Annotated in this window: 16 protein-coding genes; 7 read left to right on the plus strand and 9 right to left on the minus strand. The window is 62.5% G+C overall.

Annotation, left to right across the window (positions count from 1 at the left end; translation table 11 throughout):
• Nucleotides 1-14: 14 nt before the first annotated feature.
• Complete coding sequence (locus MN188_RS00280) at nucleotides 15-872, plus strand: phosphate acyltransferase (protein WP_242104791.1); 858 nt, start codon at nucleotides 15-17, stop codon at nucleotides 870-872.
• Nucleotides 873-874: 2 nt separating this feature from the next.
• Here the strand turns inward: MN188_RS00280 and MN188_RS00285 are convergent, their stop codons facing one another.
• The 6 genes from MN188_RS00285 to MN188_RS00310 form a co-directional block, all read right to left on the minus strand.
• Nucleotides 875-2,008, minus strand: a complete 1,134-nt coding sequence (locus MN188_RS00285; RefSeq protein WP_242104792.1) for an acetate/propionate family kinase — start codon at nucleotides 2,006-2,008, stop codon at nucleotides 875-877.
• Nucleotides 2,008-3,783, minus strand: coding sequence for a sulfoacetaldehyde acetyltransferase (gene xsc / locus MN188_RS00290; protein ID WP_242104793.1), 1,776 nt, complete (start codon nucleotides 3,781-3,783; stop codon nucleotides 2,008-2,010). The genes MN188_RS00285 and xsc overlap by 1 nt, the downstream gene beginning before the upstream one ends.
• A gap of 219 nt (nucleotides 3,784-4,002) precedes the next feature.
• The gene (gene pdxR, locus MN188_RS00295) at nucleotides 4,003-5,472 is read right to left on the minus strand and encodes a MocR-like pyridoxine biosynthesis transcription factor PdxR (protein WP_242104794.1); all 1,470 of its coding nucleotides are present in this window, start codon (nucleotides 5,470-5,472) and stop codon (nucleotides 4,003-4,005) included.
• A 79-nt stretch (nucleotides 5,473-5,551) separates the two neighbouring features.
• Entirely contained in the window at nucleotides 5,552-5,842 is a 291-nt protein-coding gene (locus MN188_RS00300; protein WP_242104795.1) for a hypothetical protein, read from the minus strand.
• Nucleotides 5,843-5,924: 82 nt separating this feature from the next.
• Nucleotides 5,925-6,506: a GNAT family N-acetyltransferase gene (locus MN188_RS00305; protein ID WP_242104796.1), complete on the minus strand. Its 582-nt coding sequence runs from the start codon at nucleotides 6,504-6,506 to the stop codon at nucleotides 5,925-5,927.
• Between the two features lie 74 nt (nucleotides 6,507-6,580).
• Nucleotides 6,581-7,969, minus strand: coding sequence for an aminotransferase family protein (locus MN188_RS00310; protein WP_242104797.1), 1,389 nt, complete (start codon nucleotides 7,967-7,969; stop codon nucleotides 6,581-6,583).
• A 364-nt stretch (nucleotides 7,970-8,333) separates the two neighbouring features.
• Between MN188_RS00310 and MN188_RS00315 the strand changes: the two genes are divergently transcribed.
• The 4 genes from MN188_RS00315 to MN188_RS00330 all read left to right on the plus strand — a co-directional run bounded on the left by MN188_RS00315 (nucleotide 8,334) and on the right by MN188_RS00330 (nucleotide 12,175).
• Complete coding sequence (locus MN188_RS00315) at nucleotides 8,334-9,323, plus strand: taurine ABC transporter substrate-binding protein (protein ID WP_242104798.1); 990 nt, start codon at nucleotides 8,334-8,336, stop codon at nucleotides 9,321-9,323.
• Nucleotides 9,324-9,409: 86 nt separating this feature from the next.
• Nucleotides 9,410-10,216: a taurine ABC transporter ATP-binding protein gene (locus MN188_RS00320; RefSeq protein WP_242104799.1), complete on the plus strand. Its 807-nt coding sequence runs from the start codon at nucleotides 9,410-9,412 to the stop codon at nucleotides 10,214-10,216.
• A complete protein-coding gene (locus MN188_RS00325; RefSeq protein ID WP_242104800.1) occupies nucleotides 10,213-11,475 on the plus strand; it encodes an ABC transporter permease subunit in 1,263 nt (420 codons plus the stop codon). Before MN188_RS00320 ends, MN188_RS00325 begins: the two co-directional genes overlap by 4 nt.
• 52 nt (nucleotides 11,476-11,527) lie before the next feature.
• Nucleotides 11,528-12,175: a GntR family transcriptional regulator gene (locus MN188_RS00330; protein ID WP_242104801.1), complete on the plus strand. Its 648-nt coding sequence runs from the start codon at nucleotides 11,528-11,530 to the stop codon at nucleotides 12,173-12,175.
• A gap of 101 nt (nucleotides 12,176-12,276) precedes the next feature.
• Here MN188_RS00330 and MN188_RS00335 read toward each other — a convergent pair whose 3' ends face one another.
• A complete protein-coding gene (locus tag MN188_RS00335) occupies nucleotides 12,277-12,975 on the minus strand; it encodes a type 1 glutamine amidotransferase (RefSeq protein ID WP_242104802.1) in 699 nt (232 codons plus the stop codon).
• Between the two features lie 87 nt (nucleotides 12,976-13,062).
• Between MN188_RS00335 and MN188_RS00340 the strand changes: the two genes are divergently transcribed.
• Both MN188_RS00340 and MN188_RS00345 read left to right on the plus strand, forming a co-directional pair.
• Nucleotides 13,063-14,322 carry a cytochrome P450 gene (locus tag MN188_RS00340; protein ID WP_242104803.1) on the plus strand — a complete coding sequence of 420 codons (1,260 nt, stop codon included), beginning with the start codon at nucleotides 13,063-13,065 and terminating at the stop codon, nucleotides 14,320-14,322.
• A 21-nt stretch (nucleotides 14,323-14,343) separates the two neighbouring features.
• Entirely contained in the window at nucleotides 14,344-15,633 is a 1,290-nt protein-coding gene (locus MN188_RS00345; protein WP_242104804.1) for a type I glutamate--ammonia ligase, read from the plus strand.
• A 107-nt stretch (nucleotides 15,634-15,740) separates the two neighbouring features.
• On the opposite strand, the gene MN188_RS00350 is transcribed toward MN188_RS00345, so the two are convergent.
• Both MN188_RS00350 and MN188_RS00355 read right to left on the minus strand, forming a co-directional pair.
• Complete coding sequence (locus MN188_RS00350; protein WP_242104805.1) at nucleotides 15,741-17,093, minus strand: aspartate aminotransferase family protein; 1,353 nt, start codon at nucleotides 17,091-17,093, stop codon at nucleotides 15,741-15,743.
• A 1-nt stretch (nucleotide 17,094) separates the two neighbouring features.
• A complete protein-coding gene (locus MN188_RS00355) occupies nucleotides 17,095-17,895 on the minus strand; it encodes an IclR family transcriptional regulator (protein ID WP_242104806.1) in 801 nt (266 codons plus the stop codon).
• Between the last annotated feature and the right edge of the window lie 6 nt (nucleotides 17,896-17,901).

A 17,901-nucleotide genomic window follows, 5' to 3' on the forward strand; every position in this document is an offset into this window, starting at 1 on the left:
GGTTTCTGGTGCCCATGAACACTCTGGACAAAGCCTTCGACGTCGCCCGTGCGCGGAAACCGCACGTGATCCTGCCCGAGATGGACGACCCCCGCATTGCCAATGCCGCCGCCTATCTTCAGGCAAACGGCCTGGCCATTCCCGTGCCCCTGGCCGCCCCCAGCGGTCGCCAGCTTGAGGCACTGATGGATATGCGTCCGATGAAAGAAGCCCTGGCGATGCGGATGCTGCAAAAGCCGCTGATCCGGGCCGCCGCAATGCTCAGCACCGGTGAGGCCGACGTGATGGTCGCAGGCGCTGTCAGCCCCACCCGTCGGGTGATCGAAGCCGCCGCCATTGCCGTGGGCATGGACGAAGGCGTGTCGACCCCGTCGAGCTTTTTCCTCATGTCCTTCCCGGACGGGCGCGAGATGATCTTTGCCGATTGCGCGGTGAACGTGGCCCCGGATGCGGGTCAACTGGCTGATATCGCGCGCGCCTCGCACCGCTCGGCCACCGCGCTTTTGGGCCATGCGGAGGTGGCGCTTTTGTCATTCTCGACCGGCACGTCGGGCACCGGACCCAGCGTGGAGCGGGTGCGCGAGGTCGCCGCGGCGACCGGGTTCACCGGGCCCATTCAGGCAGATGCCGCGCTGAATTCTGCGATTGCGAAGCAGAAGGGGATCGACAGCGGGCGGGCGAACACGTTGATCTTTCCGTCGCTGGATGCGGGCAACATCGCCTATAAACTGGCGCAGGAACTGGGCGGGGCGCAGGCGATCGGGCCCATCCTGCAAGGGTTCCGTCGCCCGGTCTGTGACCTGTCGCGCGGCGCCAGTGTCGAAGACATCGTGGCGGCCACGGTGATTTCGATCGCGATGAGCCCTGGCTGAACCTAGGCCGCGCCAAGCAGTCCAGCGGCATCACGCGCAATCATCCATTCCTCGCGCGCGGGCACGATCCAGGCACTGACTGGCGATCCGTCCTTGTGCAGTTGCGCACCGTCGCCAGCTCCGATCTCAAGCCCGGTCCATCGCAGCCCTTCCATGATGCGCATCCGCACATCCGCCGCGTTTTCGCCGATCCCACCGGTGAAGGCGATCCCGTCCAGCCCCTGCATCGCTGCCATTAGCGACCCGGCATGGCGCAGCGTCCAATAGACGAAGTGTTCGACCGCAAAACCGGCCTTGGGTGACGGGTCCATCATCAACCGCCGCATGTCGCTTTTTCCCCCCGAAAGGCCCAGCAACCCGCTTTCGTGGTTCAGGATCGCACGGGTGGCTTCAAGCCCGTTGTCCTCAACCAACTTCAGCACCGCGTTGGCGTCGATCCCGCCCGACCGCGTGCCCATCGTCAACCCATCCAGAGGGCTGTAACCCATTGTGGTCGCGACGGATTTTCCGTCACGAATGGCGCAGAGCGAGGCGCCATTGCCCAGGTGGAACGCCAACAATCGGCGGGGCAGGGAGGCTGCGCTGATCTCGGGCAATTGCTCGACCAACCCGGCATAGCTGATGCCATGAAAGCCATAGCGGCGGATGCCCCGTGTTGCGTCGGTTTCCGGGATCGCATAGCGGGTCGCGACGCCGGGGTTGGTCGCGTGAAATGACGTGTCAAAGGATGCAAATTGCACCAGGTCGGGCGCCAGCCGCGCCAGCGCCTCGATCGCCTCAAGGTTATGCGGGTTGTGCAACGGGGCGAGCGGGGAACAGGCGGCGATTTCGGCCAGAACGCCGGCATCAATGCGCATGGGTTGCGTCAGGTTCTCACCGCCGTGCACCACGCGATGCGCCGCCGCCTTCAGGGTTCGGGGGTCGATCCCCCGCGCCCTGAGCGCGCCGAATATGGCATCCAGCGCGGCGGCATGATCCGGCATTGCCACCGCGTCTGCCCCCCCGCCGATCTCCAGCCGCGACGCCCCGCCGATCTCGCTTGCCACCCCCGACAGGACCTCATTCAGCCCGTCGTCGAACAGCGCAAACTTGACCGAGCTGGAGCCCGCGTTGATGACCAGCAGGGCCGCGTCCATCAGGCGCCTTTCTGCGGCTTCATGTCGGCCGCATCGATCCCGGCCACGACCACCGGCTTTTTCATCGCATCGCGGCGGAATGGTTCGCCAAGTTCCTGGTTGATCAGCGCTTCGATCAGCGTGGTGATGCCGTTCTTCTGGTCCTCGACCGCCTGTGTCAGCGCCGCACGCAGCTCATCCATCGTGCGCGCCTGCACGCCCTTCAGGCCACAGGCACTGGCAATCCCGGCATAGCTGACCTGCTCGTCCAGTTCGGTGCCGACGAAGTTGTCGTCATACCACAGCGTCGAATTGCGCTTCTCCGCGCCCCATTGGTAGTTGCGGAACACCACCTGCGTGATTGCGGGCCATTCCTCGCGCCCTATGGCGGTCAGTTCGGTCACTGCGATGCCAAAGGCTCCGTCGCCCGAGAAGCCAACAACCGGGGTGTCGGGGCAACCGATCTTGGCGCCGATCACCGCGGGCAGGCCATAGCCGCAGGGGCCGAACAGGCCCGGCGCCAAGTATTTGCGGCCCGCTTCAAACTCGGGATACGCGTTGCCGATGGCGCAGTTGTTGCCGATGTCGGAGGAGATGATCGCCTCTTTCGGCAGCGCGGACTGGATCGCGCGCCACGCCATACGCGGGCTCATCCACTCGGGCTTGTCGGCGCGGGCGCGTTCGTTCCAGCTGGTGCCGGGATCGTCGTCCTCGTGGTCCATCGAGGCCAGCTGCTGCGCCCAGGTGGATTTCGTCGTGGCGATGCGGTTCTGGCGTTCTTCGCGCCCGTCGTCCCCTGCGTCCGCCGACAATTGTTCCAGGATCGACGTCGCGACCTTCTTGGCGTCCCCCACGATGCCGACGCTGACCTTTTTGGTCAGGCCGATGCGGTCGGGGTTGATGTCGACCTGGATGATCTTGGCGTCCGCCGGCCAGTAATCCATGCCGTAGCCGGGCAGGGTCGAAAACGGGTTCAGCCGGGTGCCCAGGCACAGAACCACGTCGGCCTGCGCGATCAGCTCCATGCCCGCCTTGTTGCCGTTATAGCCCAGCGGGCCCGCGAACAGCGGGTGCGAGCCGGGGAAGGCGTCGTTGTGCTGATACCCACAGCAGACCGGCGCGGTCAGACGCTCGGCCAGGTCCATCGAGGCAGGGATCGCGCCTGCCAGCACCACGCCAGCACCGTTCAGGATCACCGGGTTCTTGGCACTGGACAGAAGCGCGGCGGCCTCGGCAATCGCCTGTTCGCCGCCGCCCGGGCGCTCGAATTCAACGACAGCGGGCATGGCCACGTCGATCACCTGGGTGAACATGTCGCGCGGAATGTTCAGCTGCGCGGGGGCGGAATAGCGGTGCGCGTTCATGATGACGCGGTTCAGCACTTCGGGGATGCGCGACGCATCGCGGACCTCTTCCTGGTAACAGACGCAATCGGCAAACAGGTTCATCTGTTCCATCTCCTGGAACCCGCCCTGGCCGATCGTCTTGTTTGCCGCCTGCGGCGTGACCAGAAGCAGCGGCGTGTGGTTCCAATACGCGGTTTTCACGGCGGTGACGAAGTTGGTGATGCCGGGGCCGTTCTGGGCGATCATCATCGACATCTTGCCGGTGGCGCGGGTGTAGCCGTCGGCCATCATCCCGCCCGAGCCTTCGTGCGCGCAATCCCAAAACGTGATGCCCGCCTGCGGGAACAGGTCGCTAATCGGCATGAAGGCCGAGCCGATGATGCCAAAGGCATGTTCGATCCCGTGCATCTGGAGGGTTTTGACGAAGGCTTCTTCGGTGGTCATCTTCATGGGGCGGTTCCTTGTTGGCAGGCGTGATTGCGCCCCGAGTGGCGGGCGCCTTGGGTCCAGTCTTATGGGGCAAGGCGGGGTGCCAATAGGGCCAGATGGTAGGCCAGTTTAAGTCCAGACGTGGGGCGCGTTGCACCCGCCGCGCGCGATGGGGAGTTTAAACAGATTAAAGACCGGTCTCTGGGGTGGGTTTAAACTGTTTCAATAACTACGGCGCGGTCAGGCTGATCGCATCGCCCGAATTTCATCCGAAATCAACCGAATTCCCGGTTCGATCCGTGCGGGCGTGATCGAGGAATAGGCCAGGCGATAGTGGTTTTGGTGCTGGTCCGGCTTGGCGAAAAACGGGGCGCCGGGTTCGATTAGAACCCCATGATCACGCAGGCGTTCGGCCAGACGCCCGGTGTCGACTTGCGCCGGGGCCTGCATCCAGAAAGACGATCCGCCGAAGCTTCCGGCGCCGGCAACACGCAGGCCGCAATCGGTGATCGCCTGGTCCATCACCCGGCGGCGTTCCTGATAGGCCGCGCCCATGCGTCGGATCAACGCGTCGTAGTGCCCCAGCGACAGGAAATGCGCCACGGTGCGTTGGATCAGGCCGGGCGGGTGGCGCAGAACGGTCGAGCGCAGCGCGCGGGCCTCGCGAATAAAATGTTCAGATCCAACGAGATAACCAAGGCGTAGGCCGGGGAACAGCGACTTGGAGAAACTGCCGACATAGATCACGCGCCCTTCGCGATCCAGGCTTTTCAGGGCCGGGGATGGCGGGCCAAGAAACGACATTTCGAACTCGTAATCGTCCTCAACGATCAGCGCGTCCAGGTCGCGGGCACGCGCCAAAAGCGCCTGGCGCCGCTCCAGCGGCATGGTCGATGTGGTCGGGCATTGGTGGCTGGGCGTGGTAAAGATCACGTCGGTCTGATCGGGCAAGAGATCGGGTGGTAAACCGTCCTGATCGACCGGGATCGCGGCGGTGTGGCACCGACTTTGGGTCAGGATATCGCGCAGGGTGTGGTAGCAGGGATCTTCGATCGCGGCGGTGCGCCTTTGCGTCAAAAGGACCTGCGCTGAAAGCCACAAAGCATTTTGTGCTCCAAGGGTTACAAGGATTTCTTCAGGTGCTGCATGAATGCCCCGACGGGGTAGAATATGGCGCGCGATGAAGGCAACAAGCTCGGGATCGTCGCGGTCGTAATAATCCTGCGTCATCGCCACGTGGTCCTTTTGACCCAGCGCTTTCAAGGCGCACAGGCGCCAGGAATTGTGGTCAAACAGCGCGGCGTCGGATTGGCCATAGGTGAACGGATAGCGATAGCTGCGCCAGTCCAGCGGCTTGTCCGGTGTCACACCTTCGCTGAACCGGGCACCGATGGCGCGGTGCCAATCCACCTTGTCCTCGCGCCGCCGTGGCGGGTGGAAAGATGGGGGTTCCGGAGCGTTTTCAGAGACATAGAAACCGCTCCTTCCACGAGATGACAGGTAATCATTGGCCTGAAGCTCGGTATAGGCCAGGGTCACAGTGATCCGACTGACCCCCAGATGGCTGGCCAGCTTCCGGGTTGAGGGCAGCTTTTCCCCGCGGGGCAAACGACCCGACAGGATCGCCTCGGCGATCATCTGCTGGATCTGCGCCTGCAAAGTGCCCTGGGCGTCGGGGTCCAGGAAGAAGGTTTCAACGGGGGCGGCCATTGGATGACACTATCCTGGACTTATCGCCAGGGCAATCTGGACTGATGGAGGCGTGACTGGAAACAAGCCCGCCCGGCGTTTACCTGTTGGCGTCGATCCAGCGCGACATCATGCCGGCATCGCGAAAGCATTCATCGGGGATGGCGCGCCGTTTCGCCCGCGCGATGCGTTCGGCAAAGGCGACCTGGCGTGACGTGGCACCGGGCGCGCGCGCGGTGGACTTGGCTTTGTGCCGGTCGATCCATTCCGACAAACTGCGCCGGTCAGACGCTTGGTCGGGCGGGATTACCAGCTTCAACCGCGCCGCGATGGCGCGGGCATAATCCACCTGTTTCGGGGTCGGGGGCAGTTGGTACTGGGCGGCAAGCATGGTGTTCTCCTTCGATCAGGAATGAGAACAAATATAGAACATTCACTTTGTTTGTCGAGTCCCCGCCGGTCACGACATCGTGTCAGCCCCGGGGACGCTCCAGCTGAAAGGTCAGGTTTGCCTTCACCGCGGGCCATTCGTGCGGCAAGATGGAGTAGACTGCGGTGTCGCGCATCGTGCCGTTGGCCATGACCATGTGGTTGCGCAGGATGCCATCCAGTTTCGCCCCCAGCCGTTCGATCGCGCGACGCGATTGCAGGTTGATGAAATGGGTGCGGAACTCGACCGCGATGCAGTCCAGCGCCTCAAACGCATGGGTCAGCATCATCAGCTTGACCTCGGTGTTCATCGGGCCGCGCTGAACGGATTTGCGATACCAGGTTGACCCGATCTCGACCCGCCGCTGACCTGCGTCAATGTTCATGTAAGTGGTCATGCCGACCGCTTTTCCGCCCCGATCAAGGATCGCAAAGGGCAGCATGTCGGGCAGGGCATTGCGCCGGTCGATCTCACCGGTGATGCCGTCGGGCGGCGGGATCATTGTGTACCACAGCCGGTGCAGGTCGCCGTCGGCGGTGGCCTCTTGCAAGTCGGCGCAATGGTCCTGCGTCAGGGGGGCGAGGGTGGCGTGCTGGCCGGTGAGGGTCACGGGGACGGGCCACATGGCGTGTCCTTTCGGGAAAGAAAAAGGTGGCCCTGATCCGGGCCACCTTGTCGTGTTTCAGCGAACGGGAGGGGTCAGCCGAAAACCTTGCTCAGTGCCTTGTCAACGGCTTCGCAAATCTCGTCGATGTCATCGGCGGTTGAGATCAGCGCGGGGCTGAAGCACAGCGTGTTGTTGAAGCCGGGGACCGAGCGGTTGGTGGCGCCGATGATGACACCCTGAGCGCCGCAATCGCCAACAACCTGGCCGACCTGCGCTTCGCTGACTGGTTCCTTGGTGGCGCGATCACTGACCAGCTCGGCGCCAATGAACAGCCCCTTGCCGCGCACGTCGCCGATGACTTTGTGTTTCTCCATAAGACCTTGCAGGTTGGACTTCATCCGGTCGCCCATCGCAGTGGTGTTGGCCAACAGGTCCTCGTCCTCGATGATGCGGATGTTTTCCAGCGCCGCCGCCGGGCCTGCGGTGCAGCCCCCGAAGGTCGAGATGTCGCGGAAGTAGTTCAGCGGATCGCTGGCGTCGTCCTTGAACATGTCGAACACGCGCTCGGACGTCACGCAGCAGGCAATCGCGGCATAGCCCGAGGCCACGCCCTTCGCCATGGTGACGAAGTCAGGCTCGATGCCATAGTGCTGGTAGCCGAACCATTCGGTGCCGGTGCGCCCCACACCGCAGACGACCTCGTCGATGTGCAACAGGATGTCGTATTTGCGGCAGATCTCCTGCACCCGCGGCCAGTAGCCGTTGGGTGCTTCGATCACGCCGCCGCCTGCGGTCACCGGCTCCAGGCACAGCGCGCCGACCGTTTCGGGCCCCTCGCGCAGGATCACCTCTTCGATCAGGTTGGCCGCGTATTCGCCGTAGCTTTCGGCGCTTTCGTCCCAACCCTGCTGGGCGCGGTATTCCATGCAGTGCGGCACACGCACGAAGTCCGGCACGAAGGGGCCGTATTGCATGTTGCGTTCATCCTGGCCGCCCGCCGACATCGCGGCGATGGAGGATCCGTGGTAGTCGCGGTCGCGATACAGGATCTTGGATTTCTTGCCGCCATACAGTTTGTGCGAGATCTGGCGCACCATCTTGAAGGCCTTTTCATTGGCCTCGGTTCCGGAATTGGTCTGATAGACGCGGGTCATGCCCGGCATCTTGGAAATCAGCTTTTCGGCGAACAGCGCACCCGGGATCGACCCGGCGGAGCCTGCGAAATAGTTCAGTTTGATCAGCTGGTCGCGCACCGCATTGGCGATGCTTTCGCGGCCATAGCCGACGTTCACAGTCCAGACACCGCCGGACACGGCGTCCAGGTATTCCTTGCCGTTCTGGTCCCACACGCGCATGCCCTTGCCTTCGACAATCACGCGCGGGTCCGAAGTTTCGAACGGCTTGTGTTGCGTCAAGTGGTGCCAAACGTGGGCTTTGTCGGCTTCAACAACATGGCTTAGATCGTTCGGGCTGCCGTCCATGGGGGTCTCCGATCATGGTGAGGGTGCGGGTCGCGTAGAGAAACCCAGTTTATGATCATATTAAGACACGGAATCGGGGCATTGGCGATAGGGCCAGTTCTGTTTCTTGATTGAGTCCAGTCGGCGGATATTTACGCGCGGCGTTTTTCATCCTGTTTTGTTCAAGTAACTGACAAATAAAGAAGGTTTCTGGGTGGAGTCGAGAAAGAACAAGGGGGAAGCAGCATTTTCTCTACCGGGGTCAGGCAGAAAATCGTTGATCCGTTGACGCTTTGCCATACGCTTTCCCTCAGTGACCGGGCAAATCCGGCAAACGCGAACCCGGGTCAAACCGGGGTCTTGAGACTTCAACAGGGAGAAACGCATGAAACTGAAATCCAAACTTCTGGGTGCTGCAGCGCTCGCACTTCTGGGCAATGCTGCCGCGGCCGAGGACATCACCGTGGCCTATTTCCTGGAATGGCCGATGCCGTTCCAATATGCCAAGGTCAAAGGCATGTATGACGAAGCCCTGGGCGGGACCGTCACCTGGCGCGCCTTCGGGTCGGGCACGGAAATGTCGGCGGCGATGGCGTCGGGCGACGTGCACCTTTCGGTCAGCCAGGGCGTTCCGCCCTTCGTGGTGGCCGTGTCTGGTGGGCAGGACCTGCAGATCGTCGACGTGGCGGTCAGCTATTCCGAAAACGACAACTGCGTCGTGGCCGAAGCGCTTGAGATCGACAAGGACAGCGCAGGCGACCTGGCCGGCAAGAAAGTGGCCGTGCCGCTGGGTACCGCTGCGCATTATGGTTTCCTGAGCCAGATGAACCACTTTGGCGTGGACATCGGCGGGCTGGACATCGTCAACATGAACCCGCCGGAAGGCGCGGCTGCGCTGGCGCAGGGTGCGGTTGACATGGCCTGTGGCTGGGGTGGTTCGCTGCGCCGGATGAAGGAACACGGCAATGTGCTTCTGACCGGGGCCGAGAAGGAAGAGCTGGGCATCCTGGTGTTCGACGCCACCACCGCGTCGGCCTCTTATGTCGCCGAGAACTCGGAAACCGTGGCCAAGTTCCTGGCCGTGACCGCCAAGGCAAACGCGATGTGGGCCGATGCGGCCAACCGCGATGAAATGCTGCCGGTGATCGCACAGGATGCGGGCATGGACATGGAGGCCACTGCCGCCACGATTGACACCTTCGCCTTCCCGACGGTGGAAGAGCAGCTGGGCGGAGCCTGGTTGGGTGGCACGGCGCAGAGCTTCATGAAGGGCGTCGCGGACGTCTTTGTTGGCGCAGGCTCGATCGACTCGGCGCTGGACAGCTATGACGCTGCGGTCAACACCGGCCCGCTTGAGGCCGCTGGCAGCATGTAAGCTGCGCGACCAAGACATGTCCGGCGGCGGATCCCTGCCGCCGGGCCCCCACGCCCCGTTTCCTCAAATTACGAAAGGAGAGCCCGATGAGCGGGATTTCCATCCAAGGCATCTCGATGCGCTTCGACCTTCCGAATGGTGGGCATGTGCAGGCGCTGGAAGACGTATCGCTTGACCTGAAAGAAGGCGAGCTGATGAGCGTGCTGGGCCCGTCGGGCTGCGGCAAGACCACGCTTTTGAACATCGTTGCGGGCTTTCTGGCCCCCACTGGCGGGCAGATCGAGCTGAACGGCCACCTGGTGACCGGCCCCGACGCCGAACGCGGCATGGTGTTTCAGCAAGGCGCCCTGTTCGAATGGATGAGCGTGCGCGAGAACGTCAGCTTCGGCCCGCGGATGCGCGGCCAGAAAGAGGCCCAGTGGGCCGAACATGTCGACCATTTGCTGGATGTGACCGGCCTGGGCGATTTCAAGGAAAAGAGCGTTTACGAATTGTCCGGCGGGATGCAACAGCGTGTGGCCCTGGCCCGCTGTCTGGCCAACGACCCCGACGTCATCTTGATGGACGAACCGCTGGGCGCGCTTGACGCGCTGACGCGCGAAAAGATGCAAGGCCTGGTGCTGAAGCTGTGGAAAGAGACCGGCAAGACGATCATCCTGATCACCCACTCGGTCGAAGAGGCACTGCTGCTGGGCGAACGCCTGTTGGTGATGGCGCCGCGCCCCGGCCGCATCCACAAGGAATACAACTTGCCATTTGCTGACATGGGCGTCGACATGGACTTGCGGGACGTGAAAAAAGACCCCGACTTCGGTGAGAAACGCGAAGAGATCCTGTCGATGATCTGGGACATGGAAGAGGAAATCATGGGCCGCTCGGAGGACGCAGCATGATTATCCTTCTGATTTACATTGCGATTTTTGTGGTCGCCTATTTCGTGGTCAAGGCTGTGGCGGCCAAAATGACCGCGCGCCACGATTTCACCTCGTTGAAAACGGTGACCTTCGGCGATGAAACCGCCGTGCGCGCCAATCGGGCGGCGTCGATCATCTCGGTTCTCACGATCTTTCTGATCTGGGGCGCTTTCACCGGCTCCAGCATCGTGCCGGTCCACGCGCCGGGACCGTTTGAGGGCGAAACCTCGTTCACCTATACGGTGTCGGATGGGTCGCAATCGGATGATGCAACGGTGTTCGTTTCGGTGCAGCGTCCGGGGGTCGAGGTAGACCTTGCCGAGATCGCGCCGGGCGACGGGTTTGCCAAGGACGACCGGGCCGAGATTGGCACCTGGCGCTCGGGCTTGATCCGTGTCGACAAGAACGACGATTTGGGTCGTGATGCCGGGATGGCTGTCATTGCCGTCGATGGCCAGCCGATTGCGCCGGGGGAAAGCGTGCGCGTTGGTGATGGCACGGTGACGATGACCACCAAGGGCACGCTGTCCTTCGCCCCCGCAAAGGGCTGGCAGATGGAGCCGATCTGGCTGCCTTCGCCCGAAGCGGTGGTGAAACGCACCATCGACATTGCCAAGAATGGGTATCAGAACTTCACCTTGTGGGAGCATCTGGGCTGGTCGCTGATCCGCGTGATCGCGGGATTCATCTTTGGCGCGCTGATCGGCATCCCGCTGGGCTATGCGATGGGGCTGAGCGACTGGTTCCGTGGCTGGTTCGACCCGATTGTCGAGTTCATGCGCCCGGTGCCACCGCTCGCGCTGATCCCGCTGATCATCATTTGGTTCGGCATCGGCGAGACCGGCAAGATCATCCTGCTGTTCCTGGCCGCGCTTTGGATCATGACGATCGCCGCGCGGGCCGGGGTGAGCGGCGTGAACATCACCAAGGTGCACGCGGCCTATTCGCTGGGCGCGTCCAAACGCCAGTTGATGATGCACGTGATCGTGCCCAACTCGCTGCCCGAGATCTTCACCGGCGCACGGGTTGCGATGGGCGTGTGCTGGGGCACGGTTGTGGCCGCCGAACTTGTGGCTGCGGAAAAGGGCGCGGGCATGATGATCATGGTCGCCGCGCGGTTCCAGCTGACCGATATCGTGATCATGGGCATCATCCTGATCGGGGTGATCGGCTATGGCATCGACATTCTGATGCGCAAGGCTGAGAAAATTCTCGTGCCGTGGAAAGGCAAGCACTGATCTTACGCCAAGAGACTTGCCCGGGCGGCTGCGCCCGGGTTAACTGCCCCCCATGGCAGGACAGACAGATACACTCCTCACAACCATTCTGGACGGCATCGACAAGGGCGAGCTGAACCCGGGCGATGCGATCGACGAACCTGCGTTGATGGCGCGCTACGGCGTGTCGCGCACGCCGCTGCGCGAGGCGCTTTTGCGGTTGGAGGCGATGGGGCTGGTGCAGCGCCAGCCGCGCAAGGGGGCGACGCTGTTTCGCCCCACGCTGGAAGAGTTCCTGGCGATCCTCGAAGTGCATGCCAAGCTGGAAGGCCAGGCCGCAGGGCTTGCCGCGCGGCGCATGTCGGCGGCGGATGCGCTGCGTCTGGAAGAGGTCGTTGCGGCCTGCGAAACCCATGCCGAAGAGAAGGGCGACAGCGACCCGGACGGGTATTATCAGCTGAACCTTCAGTTTCACAAAGTGGTGGCCGAAGCGTCGGGCAATCCGTTTCTGCTTGAGATGATCAAGATGAATGCGCGCAAGCTGCTGGCCTACTACCGCGCGCGCTATCACTATGCGGGCGCAATTGCCGACAGCGCGCGCGAACACCGGGAACTGGCCCGTCTGATCACCTCGCGCCAGGCGGCGGCGGCCGAGAATTACATGGCGCGGCACGTGCAGTTCGACCGGGTAACGGTGATGGACCTTCTGGCGGCGCTTTAGGCCGAGCGTCGCGAGGCCACCGGATACCATGGCGAGCGAAGCGAGCTTGCCGCGACGCCGAAGAGCGCGCGTTAGCGCGTGATGAGGCGGTGCAACCCCTGTCAGGCGCGGCGCAGGAAATCCATGATCCAGCCGGCAAAGCGTTGATTGTCCGCCCCCGACGGCAGTGATGCGCGGGCATGCGCGATTACTTCGGGTGGTTTCTGATCCGCAAGTTCCTCGATCAGGGCGGCGATGAAATCGGTACTCATTTCCGGGTGGTATTGCGTGGTGAACACGTGATCGCCAATGACAAAGCCGCCGATCGGACAGTCGGCATTTTCCATCGTGATCGTCGCGCCGTTGGGCAACTGTGTGACCTGCTCCACATGCGCCGCGTATTGGCGCAGGGGGCCAGGGTGCATCCAAGGGGCGGGTGCGTGCACGTGGGTTTCAGTTGAGCCGAAGACCCAGCCGTTCGGGTTCGGCGCCACTGCGCCCCCCAGGGCTAGGGCGATGGCCTGGTGCCCGAAACAGGCGCCGAACAGCGGTGTTTTGCGCGCCACGATCCGGCGGATCAGCGCGAACAGCTGTTCCAGCCAGGGGTCCAGGTCATGCACCGAGGCCGGGCTGCCGGTGATGATCCAGCCGTCGTATTCTGTCTCATCCACGGGAAATTCCCTGTCCTTCACCGAATAGACGCTGAAGGTGCAGTCAGGGCAGAGCGGGGACAACAGCGCCTGCCACTTGTCCCCGTCCTTCGGATGCGTCTGGGCAAAGGCGCTTTCATCGGTATTCGACATCAGAATGGCAAGGCGCATGATTTCTCCGCTTTACATATTTAACTTGTTATATAAAATATTTTCGAACGCGCAAACAATACTCAACTGAAAAACAGGGAGGCGCGCATGACCGTCTGGGCACCAACGGACGATGGACAGGCAGATCTGTCCAGCCACGACACGTTCGTGAACGGGGTACCGCACAACACGTTCAAACGGTTGCGCGATGAAGATCCGTTGCACTGGACTGACTGGGACGGCGGTAAAGGGTTCTGGAGCGTCACCCGGCACGAAGACATCACCGCGCTGAACGTGGATTACAGGTTGATGTCCTCCGCACGCGGCATCCGAATGGAAGACCAGACCTATGAGGAATACCTGGCGCGCCGCACCTTTCAGGAAACCGACCCACCCGAGCATCTGAAAACCCGGATGCAGGTGGGCAAAGCGTTCTCCCGCCCCGTCGTGGCCGGGTTCGAGGGTCAAATTCGCGACCTTTGCGGCCCTATCCTGGATCAGGCGCTTGAGATGGGCGAATTTGACGCGACCAAAATCATCGCACGGCAATTGCCGATGTTGATGCTGGGTCAGATCCTTGGCACGCCCAAGGAAGACCTGCCGTGGCTGGTCGAAAAAGGCGATGCGCTGATTGCCAACACCGATCCGGATTTCACCGACCATGTGCTGGATAAGTTGGAGACTGATGCCTACCGAATGATGCCGTTCAACAGCCCGGCGGGGGCCGAGCTGTTCGACTATGCCAAAGAGTTGATGGCGAAAAAGAACCGCGAAGGCGACACGGACGGGGTGCTGCACATGATCCTGCAACCCAACCGCGACGGGCATGTAATGCCCGAGCAGGAGTTCCGCAACTTCTTCTGTCTGTTGGTGGCGGCGGGCAATGACACCACGCGATACTCGATCGCGGCAGGCATTCAGGCGCTGGCGCATCAGCCCGAGCTTTTGGGGCAGTTGCAGGCGGGCGGAGAGATTTGGGGCACGATGGCCGATGAAATCATCCGCTGGGCTACGCCCGCGCTGTATTTCCGCCGCACCGCGACGCGTGACCACGAAATGCACGGCAAGACGATCCGCGAGGGCGACAAGGTGCTGTTCTGGTGGGCCTCGGCAAACCGCGATGAGCGCGTGTTTGACGACCCTTTCCGGGTGGACCTGACCCGCAGTCCGAACAAGCACATGTCCTTTGGCCAGGGCGGCCCGCATGTCTGTCTGGGCATGCACCTGGCCCGGCTGGAAGTGCGGGTATTGTTTGAAGAACTGGCGAAACGCGTCAAACTGGTCGAGCCGAACGGCGACCACAAGTTCCTGCGCTCAAACTTCGTGGGCGGGATCAAGGAATTGCCGGTGCGCATGACGCGTCTGTAATTTGCGAACAGGGAGAGAGACATGAAAGACCGGCTGCGCGCCATGTGGTGCGATCACCTGAGCATCATGCGGGGGAAATACCTGCCCAATGGCAAGATCGGCGATGGCGACACGCGGTTCTGCCGCTCGACCTATGGGGTGCATTACGACAAGGACCTGCTGGACGCTCCGGGTGCGATGATGATGCAGGGCCTGCCGGACATGGAACTGCGCTGGCGCGATGAAGACATCCGCGACGGCTGGGAACGGGCGACCAAGGTGGTGCTGGGCGATCTTTACGACGCGGATGGTGAACCATTGGCGCTGGACGGACGCGGGGCACTGAAACGCGCCTGCGCGGCCTGGGGTGCGCGCGGGCTGGTGCCCAAGGTGGGGATCGAGCTGGAATGTTATGCTCTGGTCGGCAATGAACAGGGGCGGTTGGTGCCTTACGATGCGCCGGGCGGCGTGGTTTATGGCACCGGACCGTTCACGGACCCCTTGCGCTTTACCGATGACATCTGGGAGCGCGCCGATGACCTGGGTTTCAACGTCGACATGATCACGGCGGAATATGACAGCCCGCAGTTCGAGATGACGCTGACCTTTGATGAGGCTGTGAAGGCGGTGGATGACATCGTGCTGTTTCGCCAGATGGCGCGTGAGGTCGCGCTGGAACATGGTGTGGTGCTGACCTTCCTCCCGAAACCGATTGCCGAGGCCGGTGGGTCGGGCATGCACATCAACTTCTCGTTTGGAGATGAGGCCGGGAACAACGCGTTGGACAACGGTCCCGTGGGTGGGCCTGAGCACATGAACGATCTGGCGCGTGGCTGCATCGCGGGCCTGATGCAGCACCACAAGGGGTTGGCTGGATTGCTGGCGCCGACCGCGAATTCGTATCAGCGTATGCAGCCGGGAATCCTGTCGGGATACTGGCGCAATTGGGGCGGCGATCATCGCTGTGTCACCACGCGCATTTCCGGTGAGGGGGGTGCAAAATCCCGGTTGGAACACCGGATGGCGGATGCCTCGGCGAACCCGTATACGGCGGTCGCGGCGGTGCTTCAGGCAGCACTTCTGGGGGTCGAGAACGGTTACGCGCTTGGCCCGATGGAAACTGGCGACGGGTTCGAACGCACGGACGCGAAAGAAGGCACCGCTGTCGATCTTAAGCGCGCGATGAACGACCTTGAGGCCGATACGGTGCTGGGCGATGCGGTTGGGCGACTTCTGGTCGACAACCACATTTTCATGAAGCGTAAGGAAGTCATCAAAACCCGCGACCTTGAAGGCGACGGGCTGCGGGATTTCTACGTCTACTTCGTGTGATCCGAAGGGGCGCCTGCGGCGCGCAGGGCGTTTGGTAAAACCCCCTCCCTGACCCTCCCCCTGAAGGGGAAGGGGAGATGGGGTCAGCCGACCCCGCGCTTTTGGCCTCAGAGCGCGTCGAAGCCTTTGCGCAGGGCTGTGAGAATGACTTGCACATCGTCCGAGGTCAGAACCAGCGGCGGTGACAGGATCACGTTCGGGCCGGACACGCGCACCATAGCGCCGTTTTGATAGGTGACCTCTTGCAGCGTGCCGATGCTTTTCTTGTCGATGGACGCCTTGGTGACGCGGTCCGACACAAGCTCCATCGCGCACATCAGCCCGTGTCCGCCGCGGACGTCGCCGATGACGTCGAAATCCTGTTGTAGAGCCAGAAGGCCTGCGTGCAGCTCGGCGCCACGGGACGCGGCATTCTCGTTTACTTTCAGGCGCTTGGTTTCAGCCAGGCAGGCCAGCGCGGCGGCGGCCCCCACAGGGTGACCGGAATAGGTATAGCCGTGGCCGATCGCCGCTTTTCCAGTTGTGTCCTGTTCGAACACCTCGACCACCTTGTCCGCGATCATCACCGCGCCGAACGGGAAATAGCCGTTGGTGATGGCCTTGGCGGTGCACATCATGTCGGGCTGCACGCCCCAGTGGCGCGACCCGGACCAGGACCCGGTGCGACCGAAGGCGGTGATGACCTCATCGGCGATCAGCAGGATGCCGTTGCGGTCACAGATTTCACGCACGCCGGGCATGAAGCTTTCGTGCGGCGGGATGACGCCGCCCGCACCCAGGACCGGTTCCATGATGAAAGCGGCGATGGTGCCCGCGTCCTGAAAGGCAATCTCGTCCTCCAGCGCGGCCAGGCACAGTTGCGCCAGCTTTTCCGGGTCGGTTTCGTTGAACGGGTTGCGGTAGGTGTAGGGCGCAGGGATATGGTGGCAGCCAGCCAAAAGCGGCTCATAGGCGGTGCGGAAATTGGCGTTGCCATTCACGGATGCGCCGCCGAAATGGGTGCCGTGATAGCCCTTCTTCAAGCTCAGGAACTTGGTGCGGGCTGGTTCGCCGCGCACCTTGTGGTATTGCCGTGCCAGCCGCAGTGCGGTTTCGACGCTGTCGCTGCCGCCCGAGGTAAAGAAGGCGCGGGAAAGTCCATCCGGGGCGAAGAAATCGCGCAGCTCTTCGGCCAGCTCGATCACCGCATCATTGCTGGTGCCGCGGAAAGTGGAATAATAGGGCAGGGCGTCCAGCTGGGCCGCTATTGCGTCTTTTACCGGTTGGCAGGAAAAGCCCAGGTTCACGTTCCATAAACCACCAACGCCATCGACGGTTTCGTGTCCGTCCACATCGACGATTCGCACCCCTGAGGCGCCGGTGACGATGGTGGGCGGGTTGGCCAGGCTGTCGGCCGGGTGGGCCATCGGGTGCCAGAGTGATTTGGCATTCTTTTCCTTGAGGAAGTTCGAATCCTTCATGTCAGGCGCCTTTCTGCAGGGTGACCTGCGGTTCAAATGTTGGAAAAGTGGAAGGCAGAAAGCCCCCGAGAAGTCGTGTCAGATGTGTTGTCCGGGTCAGGAGTTCAGCCTGAATGCTGTCGCGCAAGGCGTTGGTCATACGTGACACCGGGGCCGCGACAGCCACCGCGCCAATGCAACGGCTTTGTGCATCGAACACCGGGGCGGCGTGGGAATGTACGTCCTCTTCGAAACCACCGACCGAGGTGGCAAAGCCGCGCGCGCGAATGCCGGGCAGCAAGGCGCGGATCGCCGCCGGGTCGGTTTCCGTGTGTCGTGTGCGCGCGGCAAGCGGGCGCGCCAGGGCTTGGTCAACGAAGCCGGGGTCGGAAAAAGCCAGAACCGCAAGCCCAGAGCCGGTGGCGTGAAGGGTCAGAACCTCGGCGTCCTCCATCATCACCATTGTGCCATGGGCATGGGCATAGGTATAGGCGATCGAGGACAGCACGTCGCCCGACAGCACCGACATATGCGCGGTTTCGCCCGTCGCCGCGCTGAGATCGGTCAACACCTGCATTGCCATGTCGCGCATCGGGACGGTGTTTTCACGCAGGGCCGCAAGGCGTAGGACGGCCGGGCCAAGCCTGTATTCGCGCCCCGTTCCGGTCTGTTCGACGAATCCTTGATCCGCCAGTTCCGACAGCAACCGGTGCGCAGTCGCCTTGTTCATCCCCGACAGGCGCGCCATATCGCTGAGCCCGATTGAGGCGCGCGCGCGGCTAAAAAAGCTGAGCAAAGACAGGGCTTTGGACGTTGTTCCCATGGGATC

Origin of the sequence: Aliiroseovarius subalbicans (genome assembly GCF_022678625.1) — a bacterium.
In the GTDB taxonomy this organism is placed as follows: Bacteria; Pseudomonadota; Alphaproteobacteria; order Rhodobacterales; family Rhodobacteraceae; genus Aliiroseovarius_A; species Aliiroseovarius_A subalbicans.